Source organism: Pseudovibrio exalbescens DSM 16456, from assembly GCF_000422785.1.
GTDB classification, from domain to species: domain Bacteria; phylum Pseudomonadota; class Alphaproteobacteria; order Rhizobiales; family Stappiaceae; genus Pseudovibrio; species Pseudovibrio exalbescens.
The window spans coordinates 285870-311938 of the sequence record NZ_AUGS01000005.1; the positions used below are offsets into that span (position 1 = coordinate 285870).

General features: G+C 54.0%; 21 protein-coding genes. 13 read left to right on the top strand and 8 right to left on the bottom strand.

The window, feature by feature from the left end:
- The first annotated feature begins 55 nt into the window (after positions 1 to 55).
- The 6 genes from G512_RS0106215 (at position 56) to hflX (ending at position 8022) form a co-directional block, all read left to right on the top strand.
- Positions 56 to 2323: a sensor histidine kinase NtrY-like gene (locus G512_RS0106215; RefSeq protein WP_028480964.1), complete on the top strand. Its 2268-nt coding sequence runs from the start codon at positions 56 to 58 to the stop codon at positions 2321 to 2323.
- Positions 2313 to 3680 (top strand): nitrogen assimilation response regulator NtrX, encoded by a 1368-nt coding sequence (gene ntrX / locus G512_RS0106220; protein ID WP_028480965.1) that lies wholly within the window; start codon positions 2313 to 2315, stop codon positions 3678 to 3680. Before G512_RS0106215 ends, ntrX begins: the two co-directional genes overlap by 11 nt.
- 41 nt (positions 3681 to 3721) lie before the next feature.
- Entirely contained in the window at positions 3722 to 5098 is a 1377-nt protein-coding gene (gene trkA / locus G512_RS0106225; RefSeq protein WP_028480966.1) for a Trk system potassium transporter TrkA, read from the top strand.
- A gap of 157 nt (positions 5099 to 5255) precedes the next feature.
- Complete coding sequence (locus tag G512_RS0106230) at positions 5256 to 6128, top strand: D-amino-acid transaminase (protein ID WP_028480967.1); 873 nt, start codon at positions 5256 to 5258, stop codon at positions 6126 to 6128.
- 166 nt (positions 6129 to 6294) lie between these two features.
- On the top strand, positions 6295 to 6552 hold the full coding sequence (hfq, locus tag G512_RS0106235; protein ID WP_028480968.1) for an RNA chaperone Hfq: 258 nt from the start codon (positions 6295 to 6297) through the stop codon (positions 6550 to 6552).
- Entirely contained in the window at positions 6553 to 8022 is a 1470-nt protein-coding gene (gene hflX / locus G512_RS20205; protein ID WP_081657383.1) for a GTPase HflX, read from the top strand.
- A 15-nt stretch (positions 8023 to 8037) separates the two neighbouring features.
- On the opposite strand, the gene mazG is transcribed toward hflX, so the two are convergent.
- Positions 8038 to 8859: a nucleoside triphosphate pyrophosphohydrolase gene (gene mazG / locus G512_RS0106245; protein ID WP_028480969.1), complete on the bottom strand. Its 822-nt coding sequence runs from the start codon at positions 8857 to 8859 to the stop codon at positions 8038 to 8040.
- A gap of 462 nt (positions 8860 to 9321) precedes the next feature.
- Here mazG and arfB point away from each other — a divergent pair, with 462 nt between their 5' ends.
- On the top strand, positions 9322 to 9759 hold the full coding sequence (gene arfB, locus G512_RS0106250; RefSeq protein WP_081657384.1) for an alternative ribosome rescue aminoacyl-tRNA hydrolase ArfB: 438 nt from the start codon (positions 9322 to 9324) through the stop codon (positions 9757 to 9759).
- Positions 9760 to 10075: 316 nt separating this feature from the next.
- The gene (locus G512_RS0106255) at positions 10076 to 11440 is read left to right on the top strand and encodes a hypothetical protein (RefSeq protein WP_143181406.1); all 1365 of its coding nucleotides are present in this window, start codon (positions 10076 to 10078) and stop codon (positions 11438 to 11440) included.
- Here the strand turns inward: G512_RS0106255 and aroQ are convergent.
- Both aroQ and G512_RS0106265 read right to left on the bottom strand, forming a co-directional pair.
- A complete protein-coding gene (gene aroQ, locus G512_RS0106260; protein WP_036488711.1) occupies positions 11424 to 11864 on the bottom strand; it encodes a type II 3-dehydroquinate dehydratase in 441 nt (146 codons plus the stop codon). The genes G512_RS0106255 and aroQ overlap by 17 nt on opposite strands.
- 85 nt (positions 11865 to 11949) lie before the next feature.
- On the bottom strand, positions 11950 to 12546 hold the full coding sequence (locus G512_RS0106265; RefSeq protein WP_028480973.1) for a TetR family transcriptional regulator: 597 nt from the start codon (positions 12544 to 12546) through the stop codon (positions 11950 to 11952).
- Between the two features lie 142 nt (positions 12547 to 12688).
- Here G512_RS0106265 and G512_RS20210 point away from each other — a divergent pair, with 142 nt between their 5' ends.
- From G512_RS20210 to G512_RS0106280, 3 genes are all read left to right on the top strand, one after another.
- Positions 12689 to 14047, top strand: coding sequence for an MATE family efflux transporter (locus G512_RS20210; protein WP_036488713.1), 1359 nt, complete (start codon positions 12689 to 12691; stop codon positions 14045 to 14047).
- Between the two features lie 180 nt (positions 14048 to 14227).
- Positions 14228 to 15565 (top strand): aspartate aminotransferase family protein, encoded by a 1338-nt coding sequence (locus G512_RS0106275; RefSeq protein WP_028480974.1) that lies wholly within the window; start codon positions 14228 to 14230, stop codon positions 15563 to 15565.
- Positions 15562 to 16389, top strand: coding sequence for a BKACE family enzyme (locus tag G512_RS0106280; RefSeq protein ID WP_028480975.1), 828 nt, complete (start codon positions 15562 to 15564; stop codon positions 16387 to 16389). The genes G512_RS0106275 and G512_RS0106280 overlap by 4 nt, the downstream gene beginning before the upstream one ends.
- Positions 16390 to 16445: 56 nt before the next feature.
- Here G512_RS0106280 and pflA read toward each other — a convergent pair whose 3' ends face one another.
- The 5 genes from pflA to erpA all read right to left on the bottom strand — a co-directional run bounded on the left by pflA (position 16446) and on the right by erpA (position 22516).
- Positions 16446 to 17180: a pyruvate formate-lyase-activating protein gene (gene pflA / locus G512_RS0106285; protein WP_028480976.1), complete on the bottom strand. Its 735-nt coding sequence runs from the start codon at positions 17178 to 17180 to the stop codon at positions 16446 to 16448.
- A gap of 95 nt (positions 17181 to 17275) precedes the next feature.
- Positions 17276 to 19567, bottom strand: coding sequence for a formate C-acetyltransferase (gene pflB / locus G512_RS0106290; RefSeq protein WP_081657385.1), 2292 nt, complete (start codon positions 19565 to 19567; stop codon positions 17276 to 17278).
- Between the two features lie 625 nt (positions 19568 to 20192).
- Entirely contained in the window at positions 20193 to 21239 is a 1047-nt protein-coding gene (mgrA, locus tag G512_RS0106295; RefSeq protein ID WP_028480978.1) for an L-glyceraldehyde 3-phosphate reductase, read from the bottom strand.
- A 46-nt stretch (positions 21240 to 21285) separates the two neighbouring features.
- Positions 21286 to 22068: an exodeoxyribonuclease III gene (gene xth / locus G512_RS0106300; protein WP_028480979.1), complete on the bottom strand. Its 783-nt coding sequence runs from the start codon at positions 22066 to 22068 to the stop codon at positions 21286 to 21288.
- A 115-nt stretch (positions 22069 to 22183) separates the two neighbouring features.
- Positions 22184 to 22516, bottom strand: a complete 333-nt coding sequence (gene erpA / locus G512_RS0106305) for an iron-sulfur cluster insertion protein ErpA (RefSeq protein ID WP_028480980.1) — start codon at positions 22514 to 22516, stop codon at positions 22184 to 22186.
- 427 nt (positions 22517 to 22943) lie between these two features.
- Here erpA and G512_RS0106310 point away from each other — a divergent pair, with 427 nt between their 5' ends.
- Positions 22944 to 24161: a deoxyguanosinetriphosphate triphosphohydrolase gene (locus G512_RS0106310; protein WP_028480981.1), complete on the top strand. Its 1218-nt coding sequence runs from the start codon at positions 22944 to 22946 to the stop codon at positions 24159 to 24161.
- 94 nt (positions 24162 to 24255) lie between these two features.
- Complete coding sequence (argS, locus tag G512_RS0106315; RefSeq protein WP_028480982.1) at positions 24256 to 26010, top strand: arginine--tRNA ligase; 1755 nt, start codon at positions 24256 to 24258, stop codon at positions 26008 to 26010.
- Positions 26011 to 26069 lie beyond the last annotated feature (59 nt).

Below are 26069 nucleotides of genomic sequence, written 5' to 3' on the forward strand. Positions count from 1 at the left end.
AATGGTGCAACTATGTTTTCTTCCGCGACGCAGGCTGCAGCAGGCTGTTGACCCCATGATATTCAAAGCAACTTCAAATAGTGTGGAGCGCAAATCCGGCCTTATGGGGTCACGTGCGCGTCTGGCCGGTCTACTGGTGGTGATCGTCTCGCTGATCTCCATTGCAGTATCCTTTACCGTTTTGATGGGCCTGACCCCGCTTGTTCCGGGGACGAACGTTGTCTACGCAGCGCTGATATGGAACAGCCTTCTCGTGGCGGTTCTGATTTCGCTCATTTTTTGGGAGTTTTTCAAGCTTCTGAAGGCCAGAAAACGCGGGCGTGCTGCGGCGCGCCTTCATGTGCGCATTGTAACGCTGTTTTCTTTGGTCGCGGCTATTCCGGCCATACTGGTGGCCGTTGTTGCCACGATAACGTTGGATCAGGGGTTGGACAGGTGGTTCGAGGAACGCACACGTCAGATTATTGGTAACGCGCAGTCGGTTGCCGCAGCGTATGTTCAAGAGCATGGAAACGTGCTGCGCAGCACCTTGATCGCCATGGTCAATGACGTGGACCTGAATCGCAACGCGTATCACTATGAACCTTCTCGGTTCGATCGTTTTTTTGAAACCCAGACGTGGGTCAGGGGGTTGCTGGGCGCATACATCTTGAAGCGCGATGGAACGGTGGTCACTCGGGTTCTGCGCGATCCTGATGTAGAACCGTTGTTGCCGCCCGAAGTGGCCATGCGGCAGGCACAGGAGGGCGCGCCGGTGTTGATCGCGCCGGGTGTTTCAAACCTCGTCGGCGGGGTGATGAAACTCACCGCTTATGATGATCTTTATTTGTATGTGACACGGGCCCTGGATCCGAGGGTTGTCGAATATCAACGTCTGGCAGAGGCAGGCATCAACGAGTATGCCGAGTTGGAGGCGCGACGCTTTGGCGTGCAGTTGGCCTTCGCGCTGGTGTATGTGGGCGTTGCTCTTGTGTTGTTGCTCTCCTCCATTTGGCTGGGATTTGGATTTGCAAACAATCTTGTAAAGCCCATTCGAAACCTGATCGGTGCGGCCGATCAGGTGTCAAAAGGCAACTATTTGGTTGAGGTCGAGACCAACAAGTCGGCGGGTGATCTTGCAAATCTGGGCACGACCTTCAACAACATGACTTCGCAATTGCGCGGACAGCGGGCCGCATTGCTTGCCGCCAATGATCAGATCGACAAGCGACGCAGGTTTACTGAAGCGGTATTGTCCGGCGTGTCCTCTGGCGTCATCGGCATTGACGACGAGGGCTGCGTGACGTTGATCAATCGTTCCGCATTGTACCTTCTGGATCAGGAGGAAGAGGAGCTTCTGGAGCGGCCTCTTGGTGAGGTGGTGCCGGAACTGCAAGGACCTGTTGAAGAGGCTCTGAGCGGACGCGGGGATCATCGCAAATACGCTCAGATATCCTTGGTTCGCGGTGGGCGCGAACGCACGGTCAACGTGCGCGTCACAACAGAAGAATCTACGCGGTCCGAGCATGGCTTCGTGGTTACGCTGGACGACATCACGGATCTTGTTGCGGCACAGCGCATTTCGGCTTGGGCGGATGTTGCCCGTCGCATTGCCCATGAGATCAAGAACCCGTTAACGCCGATCCAGCTTTCTGCGGAGCGCATTCGCCGACGGTATGGCAAGCGTATCAATGAAGATGATCGAATCGTGTTTGATCAATGCGTGGATACGATCGTGCGTCAGGTTGGCGATATCGGGCGCATGGTCGATGAGTTCTCTTCGTTTGCGCGCATGCCAAAACCGCGTATCGAGAACGCAGATTTACGCGCGATCGTGCGCGAATCTGCGTTCATGCTGTCGGTTTCCAACTCGCATATCCAGATCAAGACCGAGGTGCCAGAGGAGCCGATGATGGCCCGATTTGACACGCGTCTCGTCGGGCAGGCTGTCGGCAACGTCATCAAGAATGCGACCGAAGCCGTGGAGGCGTATCAGCAGCAACATGGCGCTGAGGAGAAGGGTGACATTCGTGTCAAGCTCTATGCAAATGGTGAGCAGCGGATCATCGAGGTCGTGGACAACGGTGTGGGCTTGCCATCCGAAAAGCGCACACGCCTTTTGGAGCCCTACATGACCACTCGGGAAAAGGGGACTGGTTTGGGGCTCGCGATTGTTAGAAAGATTATGGAGGATCACGGTGGGGGTGTTGAGCTGCTCGACGCACCGTCTGTGGCAGACGGAGGGCATGGGGCCATGGTTCGACTGAGCCTTGCAGCTTCCTACAACTCATCCAGTGATAGTGAACGGACCGAACAGGTGGTGGATTCAAGCCATGGCAAGTGACATTCTGATTGTTGATGATGAAGCGGATATCCGTGAGCTGATTGCGGGCATTCTTGATGATGAGGGATACACGGCCCGCACCGCCTCGGACAGCGATAGCGCGCTGGAAGCGATTGCGGAGCGCCGTCCCTCGCTTGTCATTCTGGACATCTGGCTACAGGGCAGCCGCCTCGATGGGCTGGAACTTCTGGATGTGATCAAGGAGCAGAACCCGGATCTGCCGGTGGTGATCATCTCCGGGCACGGCAATATCGAGACAGCGGTTTCCGCCATCAAACGCGGAGCCTATGACTACATAGAAAAACCGTTCAAGGCAGACCGGTTGGTGTTGATCACCGAGCGTGCTCTTGAGGCGTCGAGCTTGAAGCGCGAGATCAAGGAGCTGAAGCAGCGCAGTACGGATGCCGCCCAGTTGGTGGGATCGTCAGCGGCCATGAACAGCCTGCGAAACACGATTGAGCGGATCGCCATTACAAATAGCCGGGTGCTCATAACAGGACCCTCCGGCGCGGGCAAAGAGCTGGTTGCTCGAACAATTCACGAGGCCTCTTCCAGGTCAAAGGCGCCTTTCGTCATCATGAGTGCGGCAAACATCACGCCAGAACGCATGGAAGAGGAATTGTTCGGGATCGAGGAAACCGAAACACAGGCGCGCAAGGTTGGCGCGCTTGAGGAAGCCCATGGTGGCACGTTGTATCTGGATGAGATCAGCGACATGCCGCGCGAGACCCAGAACAAGATCCTGCGTGTTCTCGTGGATCAGACCTTCTCCCGCGTTGGTGGTTCCTCCAAGGTGAAGGTGGATGTGCGGATTCTCTCGTCGAGCGCAATCAATCTTGAATCAGAAGTGGCCGAGGGGCGTTTCAGGGAAGACCTCTACCACCGGCTGGGCGTTGTACCCATCCGCGTCCCTGCACTGGAAGAGCGACGGGAGGACATCCCGCAGTTGATTCACTTCTTCATGCAGCAAATCTCCAACTCAACGGGTTTGCCCATGCGCCGTATTGGCGAGGACGCCATGGCTGTTTTGCAGACACATGACTGGCCCGGCAATATCCGCCAATTGCGTAACAATGTGGAACGACTGATGATCTTGACGCGCGGTGAGCCGGATGCCGTAATCACGGCCGATCTTTTGCCGTCGGAGGTGGCGTCGACCTTGCCGAGCATGCCGGGATCAGGTGCCAATACGGAGTTGATGTCGTTGCCACTACGCGAGGCGCGTGAACAATTCGAACGTGAATATCTCAAGGCGCAGGTCAGCCGCTTTGGTGGAAACATCTCCAAAACGGCAGAGTATGTGGGCATGGAACGGTCGGCCTTGCACAGAAAGCTGAAATCTCTGGGCCTTTCGTGATAGGCTGCGCGACGAATTTGAGCGGATACTAGGACTGAACCATGAAAGTCGTGATTTGCGGTGCAGGCCAGGTTGGCTATGGCATTGCCGAAAAGCTCGCGTCGGAGCAAAACGACGTATCGGTTATCGATACATCGCCCATGTTGGTCAACAATATCCGCGATACACTGGATGTGCGCGGCTTTGTCGGCCACGGCGCGCACCCGGACGTGTTGGCACAGGCTGGTGCGTCTGACGCGGACATGATTATCGCCGTGACCTTGTATGATGAGGTCAACATGGTGGCTTGCCAGGTGGCACACTCTTTGTTCAACGTGCCTACCAAGGTCGCGCGTGTACGCGCACAAAGCTATCTGGAGTCCCATTATCGAGACCTGTTTTCGCGAGAGAACATGCCGATTGACGTGATCATTTCTCCGGAAATCGAGGTGGGGGAAATGGTGTTGCGGCGGTTGTCTTTGCCCGGTGCCATGGAGACGGTTCGGTTTGCCGACGACAATGTGGTCGTTGTTGGCATTGACTGTCATGCGGATTGTCCGGTGATCGACACACCGCTGCGCCAGTTGACGGATCTTTTTCCGGATCTGAAGTCTGTTGTTGTCGGTGTTTGGCGTGATGGGCGAATTTTCGTGCCGCACAGCAGCGACATGATGCGCGAGGGTGATCTTGTCTACGTTTGCAGCAAGCGGGATCAGGTACGCCGAACACTCGGGATTTTCGGTCATGAAGAGCCCGAGGCAAACCGCGTCATCATCGCGGGGGGCGGCAATATTGGCGCTTATGTCGCGCGACGCCTCGAGGGCCGTGAAGTCCGGACCAAGGTCAAGATCATTGAGCAGTCTCGTGATCGGGCAATGAGCATTGCCGACGAACTGCGGCGTACGGTCGTGCTGCATGGCAGCGCCTTGGATCAGGTTCTGTTGCAGGAAGCTGATGTTCAGGACGCTGACATGATGGTTGCCTTGACCAATGAGGATGAGGTCAACATTCTGTCCTGCGTGATGGCCAAAAAGTTGGGCTGTGAGCGCAATTTGACGTTGTTGAACAACTCCAGTTATCCCGCCTTCGCTCATGCATTGGGCATTGATACATTCGTAAATCCCCGACAGGTAACGATTTCCAAGATTTTGCAACACGTTCGGCGTGGTCGAATTCGGTCGGTGCATTCCCTTCAAAATGGCGCGGCGGAAATCATCGAAGCGGAGGCATTGGAGACATCACCCCTGGTTGGCGCACCACTACGCGAAGTGGAGCTTTCGGAAGGCATTCGCATCGGGGCCATCTTCAGAAATGGCGAGGTGATTACACCCAGCGGTGAAGACAAGATAAGGGCCAATGACCGAGTGGTCATTTTCGCGCTTGCCGAACGCGTTCGTCAGGTGGAGCAGATGTTCCGCGTGTCACTTGAGTTTTTCTAGGAGTTGGATGAGCGGAACGCAGCAAAACATTTGATGGTTCTCTTATAAACTGCTTCGCGCAGAGGTGGTAACTCGGATCATGGTGCAGGGTGTGGCGCGTTTGGGCCCTGCATCCCCCAATGTTGTCTGAGGCCCAATAATAAAACAGGAGAGAACAATGAGCCGGGTGGCTTATGTGAATGGCCGTTACGTGCCGCACTCGCAGGCTGCAGTGCATATTGAAGACAGAGGCTACCAGTTTGCTGATGGGGTCTATGAAGTCTGTGAGATCTTGAAAGGTCAGATCGTTGATCTGACAGCGCATCTGGATCGGCTGGATCGATCCTTGGATGAACTGTCCATTCGCCATCCCATGACGCGTGTCGCCTTTGTTACGGTCATGAAGGAAGTCGTCGCGCGCAACCGTGTTCGCGATGGTCTGCTTTATATTCAGGTAACCCGTGGTGTGGCGCGGCGAGATCACGTTTTCCCCGGGCCAGAAGTGGCCCCTTCCGTGATCATGTCCGCAAAGTCCGTTTCCATTGAAAAAGGGCTCAAGGCCGCAGAAAAGGGCATGAGCGTTATTACAACGCCAGAGAATCGTTGGGACCGGGTCGATATCAAAACGGTAGGACTTTTGCCTAATGTTCTTGCTAAACAAAAGGCGAAGGAAGCCGGTGCCAAAGAAGCATGGTTTGTGGATAAAGATGGTTACGTTACAGAGGGGGGTTCTACTAATGCGTGGATTGTTCTCAACGACGGGAAACTTGTAACGCGTCCTGCGGATCACGGCATTTTGCGCGGAATTACACGCTCTGTTGTCATGAAACTGGCAGAAAAACACGGAATTTCTGTTGAAGAACGTGCTTTTACCGTAGAAGAATCCAAGAGTGCACGCGAGGCTTTCGTTACTTCGGCTTCGCTTGTTGTAATGCCGGTCGTCAAGATCGACGATCAGGTGATCGGTGATGGGACACCGGGACCGGTTGCAATAGAGCTTAGAAAAACGTTTCATGAGGCAGCTGAGTTGATTAAACTCACGGCTGCCTGAAGCGGAAGCTCTTGGGGGCATTAGTCAAAGACAGGCATTTGGGCGGTTCACATCTTACTCGGGCAATCATGTGTTTGTTGGTGTCAGAGGAACCGTTTGAGGATGGGAACATTAAACACGGTGGATGCCGCGGCCGCGTCCGCCGAGAAACAGGATAATAAGAGAGATGGCTGACCGCGCTCAAAATCTTCAAGATACATTTTTGAATCATGTCCGTAAGCAAAAGGTACCGCTTACGATTTTCCTCATTAATGGCGTCAAACTGCAGGGCGTCGTCACATGGTTTGATAATTTTTGCGTATTGCTGCGGCGCGACGGGCACTCCCAGCTCGTCTATAAGCATGCAATCTCCACAATCATGCCAAACACTCCTGTACAATTGTTCGATCCGCAGGACGAAGAAGGCGAGAAAGCAGGAGGCTGATTGAAGCCCCAATCCCAAAAAGACACCGGCCCTCATCGTGATCGTTCCGATATGGACGCAAATTTGGAGGCCGGTGAAACCGAAGTGACCCGGGGAACCCGGTCACTGGTCGTTGTGCCCGTTATAAATGCTGGTGCTTATAGCTCCGCGAGATCGAACGACCGGCCATTCGGTGCCGGTCGTAGCGATTCTGCGCGTCTGGAAGAAGCTGTAGGTCTGGCGGCTGCCATTGAGCTGGATATCGTTTCTTCCGGGTTGGTGAAGCTGAATACCATCAAGCCCGCCACATTGCTTGGTTCCGGTAAGGTGGAAGAGATCCGCCTGCAGGTCGAGGTTGAGGATATCGGGTTGGTCGTGGTGGACCATCCTTTGAGCCCGATCCAGCAACGAAATCTTGAACGTGCCTGGAAAGCCAAGGTTATCGACCGTACTGGCCTCATTCTTGAAATCTTTGGCGAGCGTGCTCAGACCAAGGAAGGGCGGTTGCAAGTGGAACTTGCGCACCTTACCTGGCAAAAGAGCCGTCTTGTCAGATCGTGGACGCACCTGGAGCGCCAGCGAGGCGGATTGGGCTTTATTGGCGGGCCGGGTGAAACGCAGATTGAGGCGGACCGACGCATCATTCAAGAACGCATTGCTCGCCTGCAAAAGGAACTGGAACAGGTTCAGCGCACCCGCGCATTACACCGCAAGCAGCGTAAAAAGGTGCCACACCCTGTGGTGGCGTTTGTCGGGTATACCAATGCCGGCAAGTCCACGCTGTTTAACCGGATGACCCAGTCCGAGGTGTTTGCAAAAGATTTGCTGTTTGCAACGCTTGACCCCACCTTGCGGCGGCTCAAACTGCCTCATGGCAAAGAAGTGATCCTTTCTGATACGGTTGGTTTCATATCGGAGTTGCCGCACAATCTGGTGGCCGCTTTTCGCGCCACCCTTGAGGAGGTGATTGAGGCGGACATCGTGTTGCATGTGCGCGATATCGCTCACGAGGATACGCGGGCTCAAGCTGCTGATGTGAACGAAACCCTCGAGTTGTTGGGGTTGCGCATATCCGAAGCTGACCATGTGATTGAGGTCTGGAACAAGATTGACCTTCTCGATGAGGCCTATCGGGAAAAGTTGCTTGAGGAGAGCAATGATACCGAAGGGCCATTGGCGGTGTCCGCCATTACCGGCGAGGGCGTTGATATGCTTTTGGAGCGTATTGAAGCCCGATTGACCGAGAAGCTGGATAGCGTTGCATTGACGTTGCCGCTCAGTGCTGGAGCTGAGTTGGCATGGCTCTATCAGCATTGTGAGGTGCTTGAGAGAGACGATCACGAAGAGGGCATTCACATGGTTGTGCGTGTTCCTGAGGCCCATAGAGGGCCGGTTCGCGAGCGGTTCGGGACTTACTTTGATGATAACCAAACGCTTGCCGGGCCGGGCCAGCCCGGTGAGGATTCGTCGAAAGGCTTCTCGCCCCTGTAGCATTGCGCTTGGTCGTCAAAGCCTTTTGGCTGCCTGCCAGTAGGCTTCCATTTCATCAAGAGACAGGTCGTCCAGTGGGCGGCCTTCTATTTTTGCACCGGATTCAATGGCGGCGAACCGTTTCCGAAATTTCTGGTTGGTGCGCTTCAAGGCTTGCTCCGGTGATATATCCAAATGGCGTGCCAGGTTCGCAACAGCAAACAACACGTCACCCAATTCATCCTCCAGCTTGTCGCGATCCGGTTCGTTGGCTTCCACGTGTTCACTCAGTTCGTCTATTTCTTCCCGTATCTTTGCAAGAACCGGACCGGCAGTGCCCCAATCAAATCCTACCTTTGAGGCTTTGCGCTGGAGTTTATCTGCTTCTGTAAGCGCCGGGAACGCACTGGGAACACTGTCCAAATACAGGGGGTGTTTGTCAGGCAGCCCTTTCTGGCGGCGACGTAATTCCTTTTCAGCGCGTTCTTCGGCTTTGATCCGTTCCCACATGCCTTTCGCCATGCCTTGCGACCGGGCTGTAGCATCGCCGAACACATGGGGGTGACGGCGGATCATTTTGGTTGTGACAGCCTCCACAACATCGGGAAAGGAAAACGCATCCTCTTCGGAAGCAATTTGTGCGTGATAGACTACTTGAAGAAGAAGATCGCCCAGCTCTTCACGCAGTTCATCCCTGTCGTTGTTCTTGATTGCCTCTGCAACCTCGTAGGCTTCCTCGATCGTATAGGGAGCAATGGTTTCGTACGTTTGCTCCAGATCCCAGGGGCAACCCGTCTTAGGGGTGCGCAGGGCCTGCATGATTTCAAGAAGACGGGTGATATCGCGGCTTGGGGTCATGGGGTTGGTCTGCTTCATGGTGTGCGGGAAAGTGGACACACTAGCAGCAACAAGACGTGGGAGCCAGTCTGTTGCGTGACCCAGAACTGAGTAAAACAAGAAAGTTAATAAGGTATATTATTCAATATCTTATGGTATTTTGTTTGAGTTCTGCATTGGCATTTGATCAGAATTCGTTTTCCTGATCGAGATAGGGAAACCGTGATCTGCTAGCCTTACCTCGCGTACTGAGTGTCTTGCTTCTTTATGTTGATGTTATTTGTGAGAGGCGCTTGTGGATTGGCGGGCAATCGAGCCGTTGTCGATGGTCGGAGCGAGGGTTGATCTGATCCATCATATCCGTATTGTGGGGCTGATCTGCGGTTTTTCGGGGTATTCTTGCTGGCAAACGCATTGCCAATGCGTGCTGTCAGACTGCGGAGACCGTTGTGAGAACGTGATGGGGAATGGACCTTTGTTGCAATGACTGATCGGCCAAACATGGACGCTGGCGATGGCTTCTCGATACATAAGGATGATGTTCACATGGACTTCATTCGGGCATCAGGGCCGGGTGGTCAGAACGTCAACAAGGTCTCGACGGCGGTACAACTGCGGTTTGATTTGCAGCACAACCGAACCCTGACAGAGGCCCACAAAAAACGTCTTGCAACATTGGCAGGTAGTCGTCTTACCAATGCAGGTGAGGTGGTTCTTACAGCGGATCGGTTTCGCACACAGGAGCGCAATCGCGAAGACGCGTTGGAGCGTTTGTTTGACCTGATACGAAGAGCGGGCTATGTACCGAAAAAGCGCAAGCCAACTCGGCCCACGCTGGCTTCAAAACGACGGCGGCTGGAGGGCAAAAAGCAAAGATCCTCAACGAAAAAGATGCGTAGTCGGAAAACGATTGAGTACTAGCTGTAGTCAAGCCCGATAATCAGAGAGCTGCTCGGGACCCGGCATAGCACGTTACCCTTGAGACGACGAGTAGTCCGAAGTTTCGGAACACCATGGTCCTACTGGGGGGAGCGTGATGGCGTTGTTGGAGGATCCGTATTACGCGGCGGTCGCCATGACACGAAGCCGGTTTCATGTGTGCGTGATACGGCCGTGTGATAGCCACACAGATCAGTTGTACAGGCGGTACAAACACGGGGCGCCGCCATCCGTAGGGCTTGAGAGGCTATATGGAGCTCTGCAAGTGTGCCAAGACCGGTGCCCCCTGGGTCCGGCCATGGCAATTTACCTCTCGAAGTATTCAGACCATCATTCCCCCGTACCTGTACGCAGGATCTCAAGAAACTGGTGGCGCGCATTCTCTGATGGCCTTGTACTTTTTTATGGGGTGACACCCCAGACACTTTGCCGAACCAAGGAACTAACCCGGCGTTTCAAACAGGGGCGGATCTCGTCCATGTGGGTCGTGCCGGCAGCCTTTGCGAAGTCCGGAGGCACAAGGCTGCATGATTTGCGCCAAGCGGCACAGGCACTTGATGTTGCCGTGGTTTGGGGGGAGCCGCTGGAGGCGGACTTGGAGGAAATACTGGAGGATGTGCATTGCGGCACCATTCGTCCTGACTATCCATGTGACGTGAACAACGTGACTGCTGCGCTTGACGGAGACGACCGGAATTGGGATCGGCCAGTCATCGACCTGCGACCCGGTTGCGAGTTCGAGGCGCAGCGAGCGTCTGTCAGTACGGCACTCTGCCTTTTTGAAGCAATGGCTGTGAAACACTGTGTTATCCGTGCGACCACATCGGAGGGTGTGCCGTGGGCCAGTTTTTTTGAATGGCTGGTGGAGCGCCGATTTTCAAAAGGACAGAAGGTCGGCCCCGAAGTCATTGTTGAGCGGCCACTTGGTGACGCGTGGTCGGAGCCCTTGATTGCAACGGCTCATCAGGCGGGTGTCACAGAGAGCCGATATGTGCTGGATGAAAACCTTGAACTTGTTGAGGAAGGGCGATTGCGGCAACTTGAACAAGAAGTTGAGGCGTGGCGTGCTCGGCAAGTATTGGTGACTGGCCTTTCCGCCTGTTCTGCCGATGACGGAACGGATGAAATCCGGCAGACCCATCACCGGCTTTTCAAAGGGCTTTCGGTGGATGCCATTCTTGATCGCCGTGGTATCATGACTGGGAATTGGCAATCGGTGCGCTCTGACTTCAAGTTGGCCTACATGCGCGCCAAGAGGTATGGCCGCCCCAATCAGCGGCAATTGCAACAGTTCTTCACCAGAAAGCTCAGTGCAGACCACTCAAATGCTCTGCCGGAAATGGTGGGCGACTGGTGTACATTCCGGCCGCGCGCCAAGGCGAGAAACCTTGGACAATGGATGGCAGCCTTCCGCCATACGGGCTCAAGCATGCTGCAATATATGGCTCACTCCGTTGGGCTTTGGTTTTTGTCACGCCTGATTTACTGGTCACGGGCTCCAATAGCCCAAGATCGGTCCGTGCTCTCGGATGGGGCCGGTTCATGTTCCATCGAAAAGCCCAATGCGGCTCCAGCTCTAAGGGATTTGAAGAGCGAAGAAATTGCGACGTATTCCGTGAGCAATGCCGCTTGCGAACGCAGGCAGGTCAACTCTCATTCTTGAGCACTTGGGCAAGTGCGTCCATGGCTAGCACATAGCCATGTGGGCCAAGGCCGCAAATCATGCCGCGTGCCACTTTGGAGATGTAGGAGGTATGTCGGAACTCTTCGCGTTGATGAATGTTTGACAGGTGGACCTCAACCACTGGACGCTCCACGCTGGCGATCGCATCCATCAATGCAATGGAGGTATGGGTGTAAGCCCCGGCATTCAAAACGATCCCTGTTGGTGTTGCGCGGGTCTTGTGGATCCAGTCGATCAACTCGCCCTCGTGATTGGACTGTGCGCATTTCACCTCAACCCCTAACATTTTGCCGTGAGCTTGGCAGGCCTGATGGATTTCGTCCAGCGTCGTTTGTCCGTACACTTCTGGTTGGCGCAGGCCAAGAAGATTGAGATTGGGACCATTCAAGATAAGAATTTTCATAGGTTTTGCCCCTGATGCCAACGGCCCAATTAGGGCATTGGGCCGAACTGTCTAGATACCACTTTTTGCGCTTTAGCGTCTCGCCTTATTCGGTGCGCTCAACCCCGAGCGTCTCGTCAATTTCACTGGAGATGATTTCCAGGGCAGTTTGTCGGTCCAAGTTGGTGCCTTTGAGATAGGATACATCCATGAGTGTGAAGGATAGTCCCAATAGTTTCCATGCGGCTTTCTCGGAGGGTAGACGGGGCGAGAATGCGCCTTGTGTCCGTCCTGCTTCGATAATGTCGGTCAGCACTTGCTGAGTGCTGTTGTAACATTCGGTAAAAGCCTGCTGCATCTGCTCCGAGCGCAGAGATTCATCACCCGCACTCATCCAGATCCTAATTTCAAACTCTTCTCCATGCTCAGGGTATGAGGCAAGAATGAACTGGATGCCGTCTCGTGGCGGCATTGATCGCGCTTTTTCCAAATGCTTGTGAAAGCCGTTTTCATTGGCATATCGAAACGCGGCGCATTTCAAATCTTCCAATGACTCGAAATGATGATGCACGATGCCAGTTGCCGCATCGAGCTCCCTGGCAATGGCTCTGGCAGTCAGACCTGCAAATCCATTTTCTGTTGCCAGCTTCAATGTGGCCTCAAGGATGGCCTGGCGTCTTTCGGCCCGAGGCATGTACGACATTTCAGTTCCTGAAAGCTTGACCAAATTTTACTTTGAGGGTAAGTGTAATTCAACTTGAACGAATGTTCAAATTTAAAAACCGCCATATCCCTTCAATCCAAATCGTTGATGCTCAATTTGCATAGTTATCAGGCGCAACACAATGAAAATAGACAATAAAATCATATCAGCCTCTCCGGTAGTGCTGTTTGCCAGTTTTGCGCTTCCCTCCGTGCTCAGCCTGCTCGCGGCGCAATCGGCGTTCATGGTGGATGGGATTTTCGTCGGGAACTACGTGGGGCCGGCCGCACTCGCAGCGATTAACCTGGTGCTGCCCTTCATGGCGGTTTTCATGGGCATCACAATCATGTTGACTGTCGGAGCTGCTGTCATTTGTGGCAAGTACATCGGAGAGGGGCGTGCAACGCTGGCTGCGCAGGTGTTCACCAAGGCGCTGACGGTCTTGTTGGTTTTTGCAGTCTTGTTCATGTCTTTGGTGCTTGCAGGGGCGGAACCGTTGGCGGCTCTTCTTGGGGCCAATGCAGAGGTTTCAGAACTGGTGGTGACCTACATCCGCTATGTATCTGTCTTTCTGCCATTCTTTGCTCTGGCGATTGCCTTGATGATTTTCGTGCGGGTTGATGGTCGTCCGATGCTGTCGCTTGGCGCCATGTTGGCCGGTGCCGGCCTCAATGTGGTGTTGGATTACGTGTTGATTGCAGAGCTCGGGCTTGGCATCAAGGGCGCAGCACTTGCAACCGGTGCTTCTCAGATCGCGACCTCCAGTATTCTGATTGTTCATCTTTTCAAACGTGATGCCAACCTGAGATTTGTGCGTCCGAAGGGCAGTTGGTCCGTCTTGGGCCGGGCGGCCTACAATGGCTTTTCAGAGTTTGTAAATGAAACATCGGCGGGCATTGTGGCCTTCGTGTTCAACTGGGTGCTCATGCTGGAATTCGGGGCACCGGGCGTCGCCTCCTTTACCATCGTGAACTACATTCTGGCGATCGGAATCATGATGAGCTATGGCGTGAGCGATGCGCTGGGGCCGCTGGTGAGCGTAAACTACGGTGCCCGCAAACCACACAGGATCAAGCAGTTTCTGACGCTTGGCGCGGCCACAAACTTGATGGTTGGCCTTCTGATTGTCGGTGTCCTTCTGGCATATCCGAAGGCGTTAATTGAAGTATTCCTCAAGGAGGGAAGCGAGCATACAACCGCTTTGACGCTTTCCTTCATTGCTTACGTGTGGCCGGTGTTCTTGTTCAATGGTCTCAACATTGCGCTGACCGGTTACTTTACGGGTGTTCAATGTGCGCGTCAGTCTGCGCTCGTTGCCATTACACGGGCTTTGGTATTGCCAATCCCTCTCATATTTGTTGGTGTGCACATGTTCGGGCCGGCAGGTGCCTTTATTGCTTTGCCAGTGGCTGAAGCGTTGACCCTGTTGCTTGCTGTTTATCTGGTGCGGCGCAAGTCGCCATCGCGGGTCGTTGGCTTGGCTGTTCCAGCGCTTTCCTGAGAGATTTACAGATTGTGGCAATCCGGTGTTGATCACAGTTGACGTTATGACCGGTGTCGTTGACGTAAATTCACTGTGATCTGGGTACAGCAGGGTCGAATTGGCTTGTTGTTGGCAAATGATATGGGCTTATATCCGCGTGTAAACACGTATGACTTGCGAGTCGAAAAGCACAAGACAATGAGTCACATATTCCCCCGGCATACAGCCATGCGCTTGCCCCGCGCCGTAAAAGGTGAGGGTAGTTATATAATTGATGAGAACGGTAAACGTTATCTCGACGCTTCCGGTGGAGCGGCGGTTTCGTGCCTCGGCCATTCAAATGCAATGGTGCGCGCAGCGTTGCACGCGCAACTTGACGAGATTGCGTTTGCCCATACAGCCTATTTTACCAGTGCCGCAGCCGAAGAGTTGGCCGATGCTCTGATTGAGGTTGCACCTGAAGGTTTGGGCCGCGTCTATATCGTCTCCAGTGGATCTGAAACAACTGAGGCGGCAATCAAGTTGGCGCGGCAATATCATCTGGAAAAAGGGGACTCAGAGCGCTCGCGCATCATTGCCCGAAAGCAGAGCTATCATGGCAATACACTGGGCGCCTTGTCGGCAGGTGGTAACATGTGGCGGCGAGAGCCGTTCGAACCACTCTTGCTCGATATGTCACACATTGAGCCGTGCTATGCCTATCGCTACAAGGGCGTGCATGAATCCCTTGAAGATTATGGCATTCGAGCCGCCAATGCGCTGGAAAACGAGATTTTACGGGTTGGCCCTGAAACCGTAGCGGCTTTCATGGCCGAGCCTGTCGTGGGCGCAACCATGGGCGCAGTACCGGCTGCACCTGGCTATTTTCGCCGGATACGTGAAATCTGCGACAAGTATGGTGTGCTTCTAATTCTTGATGAAGTTATGTGTGGCATGGGGCGTACCGGGACGCTGTTCGCCTCTGAGGCGGAGCATGTGAGACCCGATATTGTTTGTATCGCCAAAGGGTTGGGCGCAGGTTACCAGCCAGTTGGGGCGATGATCTGCTCCGATGAAATCTACCACGCGATCGAGGTGGGGTCGGGGTACTTTCAGCATGGTCATACGTATGTTGGTCACCCGATGGCGGCTGCCGCAGCGTTGGCTGTTGTCAAGCAACTGACCAGCGCGGACATGATGCCACGGATCAACAGATCCGGTGAAAAGCTAATGGCTTTGTTGCGTGAAAGGTTTGCCGATCACCCGCATATTGGCGACATTCGCGGGCGAGGCCTCTTTCTTGGTCTGGAGCTGGTCTGGAACCGGGACACCAAGGAGCCTTTCGTGCCTGCAGTTCGTCTCCACGCACGCATCAAGAAGAACGCGTTTGAGCATGGTTTGATCTGCTATCCTATGGGTGGAACGATTGATGGCAAGCACGGAGACCATGTCATGTTGGCGCCGCCCTTTATCGTCGAAGATCAACAGATTGAAGAGATCGTTGACCGTCTCGAGCAGGCGATCAATGATAGTTTGAGCGAAACAGGTATGCCATGACAGGCTTCAGAATGATCATGTGCGCGCCCAATGGTGCCCGACGCACGAAAGACGATCATGAAGCGGTGCCGATCAGCGTTGAAGAGACGATAGAAACCTGCATCTCAGCAGTTGCGGCTGGCGCAAATGCTCTCCACTTGCATGTGCGAGATGAAAACGGCAACCACGTGCTGGATGCGGGACGGTATAAGGAGCTCCTGCAAGGCCTCCAGGAGCGTGTGCCGCACATCCCGTGCCAAATTACAACTGAAGCGGTGGGGATTTATTCCCCTCAAGAACAGGCGGACGTGGTTGCGGCCGTGATGCCGGAGGCGGTTTCGGTATCAATCGCTGAGATGAGCCAAGACATGGACGTGGCAAAGCGCTTTTACGCCTTTGCTGCGGAAGCAGATATCGCGGTTCAGCACATTCTGTACAGCCCACAAGAGTTGCTGAATTTGGCACGCCTGCACGAAGATGGCATCGTACCCAATGGATATGGCTCCCATCTGTTTGTTCTTGGCCGCTATTCTGAGGGACAGCAGAGCAGTCCTCTGGATTTGTTGGATTTTCTAAAGGTAAAGCGGGAGGGGCGGCGCCTTGCGGATACAGGGCCGTTTACGGTCTGCGCCTTTGGACAGGGAGAAACCGCCTGCCTTGTCGCTGCCATGACTCTCGGTGGTCATGCTCGCGTTGGTTTTGAAAACAGCCTGTGGCATGCAAATGGCCGGGTAGCCCGAGACAACGCGGAGCGGGTAGCGTCTGTTGCTGACATTCGTCAGCGCCTCGGGTTTGATGTTCAACCTGATCGAGATGCAGTTCTGGCTTTGCTTGGCAGGCCCTAAAAGCAGGAAAGGCCGGATTTTATCCGGCCTTTATAAAACTCAATGATGATGACGTTCTAGTGAACGTTCAACCCGTACTTGCGGAACATGTCGCGCGCGGCTTCTGTGGCCTCTGGTGTCGGGCTCTCCGTTGTTGAGAGCTGGTACTTCATACCTAGGTCCTGCCACTTGTTTTCTCCCATCTTGTGGAATGGCAGCACGTCCACCCGCGTTACATTGCCAAGGCTGGCAACGAACTTGGCGACGCCTTCAACGTTTTCGGTCGCGTCTGTCAGGCCCGGTACGAGAACGAACCGCACCCATACCTCTTTTTTCAGTTCAGCGAGGCGTTTCGCGAACGCGAGCGTTGGCTCCAGTTCCACACCGGTCACGTGCTTGTAGGTCGATGGAACCCAGGATTTGATATCGAGCAGAAACAGATCGATCAGATCCATCAGTTCATCATCCACTTTCGTGCCGAGATAACCTGAGGTGTCAACCGCTGTGTGAACGCCCATCTTCTTGGCCCCCAAAAGCAGGGTTTTCAAGAATTCGGGCTGAGCGAGGGGCTCGCCGCCACTGACCGTCAGTCCACCGCCGCCAGTGTTGAAATAGGTTCGGTAACTTGCGACATCCTTGAGAATTTCAAAGGCCGAGGTCTTCTTGCCCCGTTTCATTTTCATGGTGTCAGGGTTATGGCAGTACAGGCAGCGAAGCGGACATCCCGAAACGAACACGATGTAGCGCAGGCCGGGTCCATCGACACTGCCGCCCGTTTCTACTGAATGTACATAGCCTTCGACGTCTTGCATATTGGCACCTTAAAGCTGATGGGGCTTAAAAGAACGGGGAGCGCGATGAATATTCACCGCGCCCCCCGCTTTAGAGCACTTGGTGCTGTATTTTGTTAACGCTGGCCGTGGAACGTCCGGTTAATCACATCCAGCTGCTGTTCGCGGGTCAGCTTGATGAAGTTCACAGCATAACCGGATACACGAACCGTCAGCTGTGGGTACAGCTCTGGGTGTTCCATTGCGTCTTCAAGGGTTTCACGATTGAAGACGTTCACGTTGATGTGGTGACCCATGTCGTGCATGTAGCCATCGAGCAGGTTGGACAGGTTCTCGATCCGCTCTGCTTCATCATTACCGAGAGCATTCGGAATGATGGAGAAGGTGTAGGAGATACCGTCCTGGCTGTCTTCGTAAGGCAGCTTGCACAGAGACTTCATGGAAGCCACAGCACCCTTCTTGTCACGGCCGTGCATCGGGTTTGCGCCCGGTGCGAATGGCTCGCCAGCCTTACGACCGTCCGGAGTGGAGCCGGTCTTCTTACCATACACCACGTTGGACGTGATGGTCAGGATGGACTGGGTCGGCATTGCGTCGCGGTAGAAGGTCTGGTTGCGGATCTTGCCCATGAACTTCTTCACGAGGTTTTCTGCAATGCTGTCTACGCTGTCGTCGTTGTTACCGAAGGTCGGGAAGTCGCCTTCCACTTCGTAGTCAACAGCCAGGCCAGCTTCGTTGCGGATCACCTTGACCTTTGCGTTCTTGATCGCAGAGATACTGTCAGCCACCACGGACAGACCAGCGATACCACATGCCATGGTGCGCAGGATGTCACGGTCATGAAGCGCCATTTCGATGCGTTCATAGTTGTACTTGTCGTGGCTGTAGTGGATGCAGTTCAGAGCGTCCACATAGACCTTTGCGAGCCAGTCCATCATCTGGTCATAAAGCGGCTCCAGTTCGTTCCAATCAAGAACGTCGCTGGTGATCGGCTTCATGCGCGGACCAATCTGCTTACCGGACTTTTCGTCAACACCACCGTTGATGGCGTAGAGCAGAGCCTTGGCAAGGTTTGCACGAGCGCCGAAGAACTGCATCTGCTTGCCGATTTCCATAGCGGATACGCAGCATGCGATGCCGTAGTCGTCGCCCCAGTAAGAACGCATCAGATCGTCGTTCTCGTACTGAACAGAAGAAGTCTCAATGGAAATCTGAGAACAGAAGTCCTTGAAGCCCTTCGGCATATGTTCAGACCACAGAACTGTCAGGTTCGGTTCTGGTGCAGGGCCGAGGTTAATCAGGGTGTGCAGCACGCGGAAGGAGTTCTTGGTTACAAGAGTCCGACCGTCAATGCCCATACCACCGATTGCTTCGGTTACCCATACCGGGTCGCCAGAGAACAGTTCGTTGTATTCAGGCGTACGCATGAAGCGAACCAGACGGAGCTTCATGACGAAGTGGTCCATCAGTTCCTGAGCCTGTTCTTCAGTCAGAACGCCGGCGTCCAGGTCACGCTGGATGTAGATGTCAAGGAAGGTAGAGGTGCGGCCGAGAGACATGGCTGCGCCGTTCTGTTCCTTGATTGCTGCCAGATAGCCAAGATACAGCCACTGCACAGCTTCCTGTGCGTTTTCAGCCGGACGGGACAGGTCAAAGCCGTAGGACTGACCCATTTCCTGCAGTTCGCTGAGCGCACGGATCTGTTCAGACAGTTCTTCACGCAAACGCATTACGTCGTTGGTCAGAACGTTGCCGTCCAAAGAAGCCTTCTGTGCCTTCTTGTCTTCGAGCAGACGGGTGATGCCGTACAGAGCAACACGACGGTAGTCGCCGATGATACGACCACGGCCATAAGCGTCCGGCAGACCGGTCACGATACCGGCAGAACGGGCTGCGCGGATGTCCGGAGTGTAAACGTCAAATACGCCGTCGTTGTGCGTCTTGCGGTGCTTCTTGAAGATCTCCGCGGTTTCCTTGGAGATTTCGTAGCCGTTGCTTTCAAGAGCAGCCACAGCCATCTTCAGGCCGCCGTATGGCATCAGAGAGCGCTTCAGAGGCGCATCGGTCTGAACACCAACGATCTTTTCCAGCTCCTTGTTCAGGTAGCCAGGAGCGTGAGAGGTGATTGTGGAGACAACTTCGGTGTCAGCGTCCAGAACGCCCTTCTTGTTCTCTTCCTTCATGAGTTCGAGAACATGGTCCCAAAGCTTGGTGGTCGCTTCGGTTGGGCCAGCGAGGAAGTCCTTGCCACCTTCGTAAGGGGTGTAGTTCAACTGGATGAAGTTACGAACGTCAACTTCCTTGTTCCAGTCGCCCTTCACGAACCCCTTGTAGGCTGCAGGGGTGTCGTCCTCGAGGAACGGCAGGCTGCTGTCTTGTACCTTGTTGATGTCTTGATGGAGGCCCATCTTACTTTCCCTCATGTTTGCAGTTCGGCGAAATCGACCACAAGACAACCATCCTCGGACCTGTAGTTCTAACGCCTTAGCTGCGTTCCAATGCTTGGTGACTCCAATCTACGCTTCTGCGGCCCTTATAACTTGATCTAGGTCAACGCCGAACCGGGTAGCAGGTTTGCGAAAAATGCAGATCAGAACAATACCAAACTAGCTGAACTCCGCCTTGTTTATTTCAGTTCAAAAGTGTTTTTGAATAAAAATGGCGATTTTCTGCGGTTTTTCAGTTTAGATTAAGAAAAAATATAAGTGTTAATACTTGGAGTAGAGCCGTTATAAACTGGAAGTTTCCTCATTTTCGCGAATTCTAGTGTATACAAAATCAAATTTCAAAGGTTTTAGGGTACGTATGTTCACGCAAAATTGTGTCATGCATTTGGCGCGGATCTGCTATGCAAAATCTGAAATATCTTTAAGGAAGCCTCTAGTGGAACGAAGGCGTGGAAAATTAGACGTAAGAATACCTAAGCTGTTGAGCTAGAACCTGAATCGCGAGTGCTTGAAATATCTTCAAAAGCAAAGAAACCGGCCTGTGGCCGGTTTCGAAAGCTTGCAGGTTGTTCTTGAAAAGACTGTGCTATTTTCGAGTGGGGCCTTCTCGTTCCGCAGATTGTGCCCAGATGTTGATGTTCGCGTCCTGCGCGAATTTATCGATCTCGATCAGTTCCGCTTCAGTGAAGGTCAGGTTTCCGATTGCGCCGGCGCAATCCGTTACTTGTTCTGGGCGGCTGGCGCCAATGAGGGCTGAGGTGACCCGCCCGTTGCGAAGAACCCAGGCAAGAGCCATCTGTGCGAGTGTCTGACCTCGATCGGCAGCAATGTCGTTCAGGGCTTTGATGGACGCCAGAGTGCTTTCGGAAAGGAAAGTTTGCGGCAAGGACTTGCCTTGCGTGGCGCGGCTGCCTTGCGGGATACCATTGAGATATTTGGTGGTCAGCATGCCTTGCGCGAGCGGGGAGAACACGATGCTACCAATGCCGTTCTCTTCAAGAGTATCCAGCAGTCCATCTTCTTCAACCCACCGGTTCAGCATGGAGTAGCTCGGCTGATGAATGAGCAAGGGGGTTCCCAGCTCTTTCAAAATGGCAATGGCCTCTTTTGTCCTGTGCGAGTTATAGGAGGAAATGCCGATATAGAGCGCTTTGCCTTGGCGTACAATTTGGTCGAGCGCCCCCATTGTTTCTTCAAGCGGCGTATCCGGATCAAATCGGTGGGAATAGAAGATATCGACATAGTCCAGACCCATGCGTTTCAAGGACTGATCGAGACTTGCAATCAGGTATTTGCGGCTGCCCCATTCTCCGTAGGGACCGGGCCACATGTCGTATCCTGCTTTTGACGAGATGATGAGTTCGTCACGATATCCGTTGAAGTCTTCTTTCAGGATCTTGCCGAAGGCTTCTTCGGCGGAGCCTTTGGGCGGACCATAGTTGTTGGCGAGGTCGAAGTGGGTGATTCCGCTGTCGAAGGCTTGGCGACAAATGGCACGTTTGTTGGCGTGAGTGTTGTCTTCACCAAAGTTATGCCAAAGGCCCAACGAGATTGCCGGGAGTTTCAAACCGCTCTTCCCGCAGCGGTTGTAAACCATGGTTTCGTAACGGTTTTCTGATGGTGCCCAACTCATGGCGTTCTCCCTAATCATTTTCGGTCAATAACTGAGTGGCGGGTTTTCAAGCACTAAGATCAGCCCAAACAGGTACGTGGTCCGAAGGCTTTTCCCAGCCACGGACGTGCTTGTCGATGCCTGTACTTGTAAGGATGCTGGCAGCCTCTGGAGACAGCAAGAGGTGATCAATGCGGATACCGTTGTCCTTCTGCCACGCGCCGGCTTGATAATCCCAGAAGGTGTAGATGCCAGATGATTTGTTCGTGGCACGTATCGCCTCTGTAAAGCCCAGATTCATGAGCGTCCTGAAGCGTGCGCGGCTTTCCGGTTTGAAAAGCGCATCCTCCACCCAGTCCTGTGGGCGCGCTGCGTCGTCCTTCTGCGGGATTACATTATAATCTCCCAACAGAACAAAAGCTTCTTCACGCGCAAGCGTGTCGCGTGCGTGTTCGATCAGGCGGTCCATCCATTTCAGTTTGTAAGGAAACTTTTCGCTCTCAACCGGGTTGCCGTTGGGCAGGTACAGACAGCCGAAGCGCAGTGGTTGCGTTTTCCCGGCAACGACACCTTCAATATAACGGGCCTGCTCGTCTTCCTCATCACCGGGCAAACGTCGGTTGACCTCTTCGAAGGGGTGTTTGGACAGAAGGGCCACGCCGTTAAACCCTTTTTGGCCATGTGTTTCAACATGGTACCCAAGCTCCTCAAAGGGGGCCTTGGGGAACTTGTCATCAATCGACTTTATTTCCTGAAAGCAGGCCACATCCGGTGAGGCTTCTTTCAGCCAGGCCAGAACGGTTTCAAGACGTGCTTTGACACCGTTGATGTTCCAACTGGCAATTCTCATGGAGGCCCTCGTTTGGCAGGTAGGTTGATTTGGTCTCTGTTCTACCACGGCTTTTAAAGAGGGCGAAAGGTGGTTGGGTGAACTGCCCGGCTGATATCACCGGGCAGTTTCGGCATTAAATGGAGAAGCTGGTGCCGCACCCGCAGCCAGCGGTGGCTTGAGGGTTCTTGATCTGAAAGGACTGGCCGATGATGTCTGTCACGAAGTCAATCACGGAGCCTTCCATGTATTGAACCGAAATCGGATCGATCAGAACAACCGCACCGTCGCGTTCGAGGACGAGATCGTCGTCTTCGCGTTCGGTCACCAGATCATATTTATACTGAAAACCGGAGCATCCACCGCCTTCAACGCTGACACGCAGAACGGTGCCTTCCGGCTCATTGGACAGGATTTTTGCAACGCGCTTTACGGCGTTGTCTGTCAGGTCAACTGGTAGCTCGCTCATTTTCGTTTTCCCGTCACAGGCAGCGCTGCCTGCAGTCATTGTGGTGCGCCCGGTACAATACCATTCACAGGGTGCCGCCGAACTGGATTATTTAGGGGAGGCGGGCACCACGTTCTTTCTTGATGAACTCCTTATATAGGTATTCGTGGCAGGTGTGAGCGTCAATGCCTCTTAGTTGCAACTAGCCGACCGATTTTTCTGGATGATTTCGGCATGGTGAGTGTCAGCGAGAGGTGCTGCCAAGTAAATGGCACCAATGTCTTGTGGTTCCCGGCTGTTTCTGTTTTATCTGAGCGCAACTCGCCTCGGATTACTGAGGAGGCTGTCACTGCTCGGTTTTATTCATGAGCTATTTCAGCTGGTGTACTTTAAAAACTGATGTGCTGATGCTGTTAAACTGGCGTTGGCGCAGGGGGATGAAACCAACATGACCGTTACTCTTGGCTACGGAGCGCAGCCACGCGCCGCCTATGCTGTTGATCCCAATCAGACAAGGGAGCGCTTGTTTCCTGAGGCATCGAGCCCAACACGCACGCCTTTTCAGCGGGATCGGGACCGGATCATTCATTCTACCGCTTTCCGCCGTCTCAAGCACAAAACCCAAGTTTTCGTCTATCATGAAGGCGATCATTTTCGCACCCGTTTGACGCATACAATAGAGGTTTCCCAGATTGCGCGCTCTTTGGCGCGAGCATTGCGGCTGGATGAGGATCTAGCCGAGAGTTTGGCCCTCTCGCATGATTTGGGGCATACGCCGTTTGGCCATGAAGGGGAAGATGTCATGCACGAGTGCATGGCCGACTACGGGGGCTTTGATCACAATGCCCAGTCTCTTCGGATCGTCACGGATCTTGAGCGCCGTTATGCACAGTTTGACGGTCTGAACCTTTCTTGGGAAACCTTGGAGGGCCTCGTAAAGCACAACGGCCCGCTTGTGGATCGGGATGGGCGTGCAATTGGGAAACTGGCGACGACTGGCCTGCCGTTTGCCGTGACTGAATACGCCAAGAAGCAGGACCTCATGTTGTGGTCATGGCCGAGTGCGGAGGCTCAGGTGGCCGCCATTGCGGATGATATTGCGTATGATGCCCATGATCTGGATGATGGGTTGCGGGCCGGGCTACTGAGCTTTGACGCGATGGACCAAGTGCCGCTTTTGCACGATATTCTGACAGAGGTAGACACACTGCATCCGGGGCTGGAAGATGCGCGCCGGATCCATGAAATGGTGCGTCGCTGCATAACCCGCATGGTGGAGGATGTTATCTCCGAGTCCATCCGCCGGTTGGAGAATCTTGCGCCCAGCCGTGTTGACGAAATCCGCTTTGCTTCGGATGCTGTCATTGCGTTTTCCGGGGTCATGGCAAAACAGGAAAAAGAGCTTAAAACCTTTCTTTTTTCACACTTGTACCGACATCCGGATGTTTTGGAAGTGCGCAAACGTGTCGCGCAAGTCACACGGGACTTGTTTGCAGCCTACATGGACATGCCAGAAAACATGCCCGGTCCTTGGTGTGACGGGGTAGAAAACTCCGACATGACTACGCGGGCACGCCGTGTCTGCGATTTTATCGCAGGGATGACAGACCGTTATGCCATCGATGAACATCGCAGACTATTTGACGATACGCCCGATTTGCGCTAGTGCCGCGCAGCAATCAATTCCTGACCTGTCGGGCTGCGCCGCGTGACCCTTGGATGGCCGCAGGACGGTAGACACTTAATTTAGGCTAGAGAAAATGAACATCTTCGCAGATTTTGCTGAGCGTGTGAGTGCGGTTGTTGCTGCGCTGGAGCTTAAACCGGAAGAGGGGCAGCTTGATCTTTCCCGCATCACGGTTGAGCCGCCGCGCGACCCGGCTCATGGCGATTTGGCAACGAACGCCGCCATGGTTCTGGCAAAGCCCCTGAAGATGAAGCCGCGCGATCTGGCGGAGAAGATCGCCGAGGGCCTTCGGGCTGACAGCGACGTTTCTGCTGTTGATGTGGCCGGGCCCGGTTTCATCAACATCCGAGTCAATCCAATTATCTGGAGCCGCGTGCTGGCATCGGTGTTCGAGCAAGGCAAGGACTTTGGACGTTCCCAGCGTGGTAACGGCGTCAAGGTCAATGTGGAGTACGTCTCCACTAACCCGACTGGTCCTATGCATGTGGGGCACACACGAGGGGCGGTGGTTGGAGATGCTCTGGCCAATCTGCTGGCTTTTGCCAGCTACGACGTCACACGCGAATATCTGATCAACGATGCCGGGGCGCAGATTGATGTGCTCGCGAAATCGGTCTATCTGCGTTATCTGGAAGCGCTGGGTGAAGATATTGGCGCCATACCAGAGGGCTTGTATCCTGGCGATTATCTCAAGCCAGTAGGCAAGGCATTGGCGGATGAGTTCGGCCCGAGCTTGAAAGACAAGCCTGAAGAGGAGCGTCATGCCTTCTTGAAGGGCTATGCTGTAGACAAAATGATGGACATGATCCGTGCGGATCTGGAGCTTCTCAACGTTCATCATGATGTGTTCTTCTCTGAAAAGACCATGCACGGCGAAGGGGCTGCAATTGCGCAAACCCTGCAAGCCTTGCGTGAGCGGGATCTGGTTTATCAAGGCACCTTGCCGCCGCCGAAAGGAGAGGTCCCAGAGGACTGGGAAGACCGGGAGCAGACGTTGTTCCGCTCTTCCACCTATGGTGACGACATCGACCGCCCGTTGGTGAAGTCAGATGGAAGTTACACCTACTTTGCGGCGGATGTTGCCTACTTGAAGGATAAGCTTGATCGTGGCTTCAAGCAGATGATTTTCGTTCTGGGGGCAGATCACGGGGGCTATGTCAAACGTCTGGAAGCGGTCGGTCGGGCCGTATCCGGCGGTAGCGCTCAGGTCATTTGCCGGCTGTGTCAGTTGGTTAAGCTTTTCCGGGCTGGTGAGCCCGTAAAGATGTCCAAGCGGGCAGGGACGTTCATCACACTTCGCGATGTTGTGGAAGAAGTGGGGAGAGATCCCGTACGCTTCATGATGCTTTACCGGAAAAATGACGCGCACCTGGATTTTGATCTTCAGAAGGTAACTGAACAGTCTAAAGATAATCCGGTCTTCTATGTTCAGTACGGTCACGCCCGTTGTTCTTCTGTTTTGCGACAGGCTGCCGAAGAGTTAGATGGAATTTCTGTTGCGCCTGAGGCGCTTATGAAGTCAGACTTCTCTTTGCTCGAAGATGAAGGCGAACAGGGTATTATTGCTAAACTTGCTCAGTGGCCTCGTGTAGTTGACGGCGCGGCCGAAGCTCACGAACCTCATAGACTGGCGTTTTACCTATATGAGCTTGCCAGTGCACTGCATGGACACTGGTCGAAAGGCAAGGAAAAGCCGCAATTACGCTTTATTAATGATAAAAAGCCAGAATTAACCTTGGCTCGACTCGCGATGGTTTACGCGGTTTCGCAGGTGCTGGCGTCCGGTCTCACCGTTCTCGGTGTGGACGCCCCTGAGGAAATGCGCTAACGCGGTCAACGACTTAGTGTAAAAGAGTACAGAGGTTCGCGGCCGGCGTCGCGGGCCTC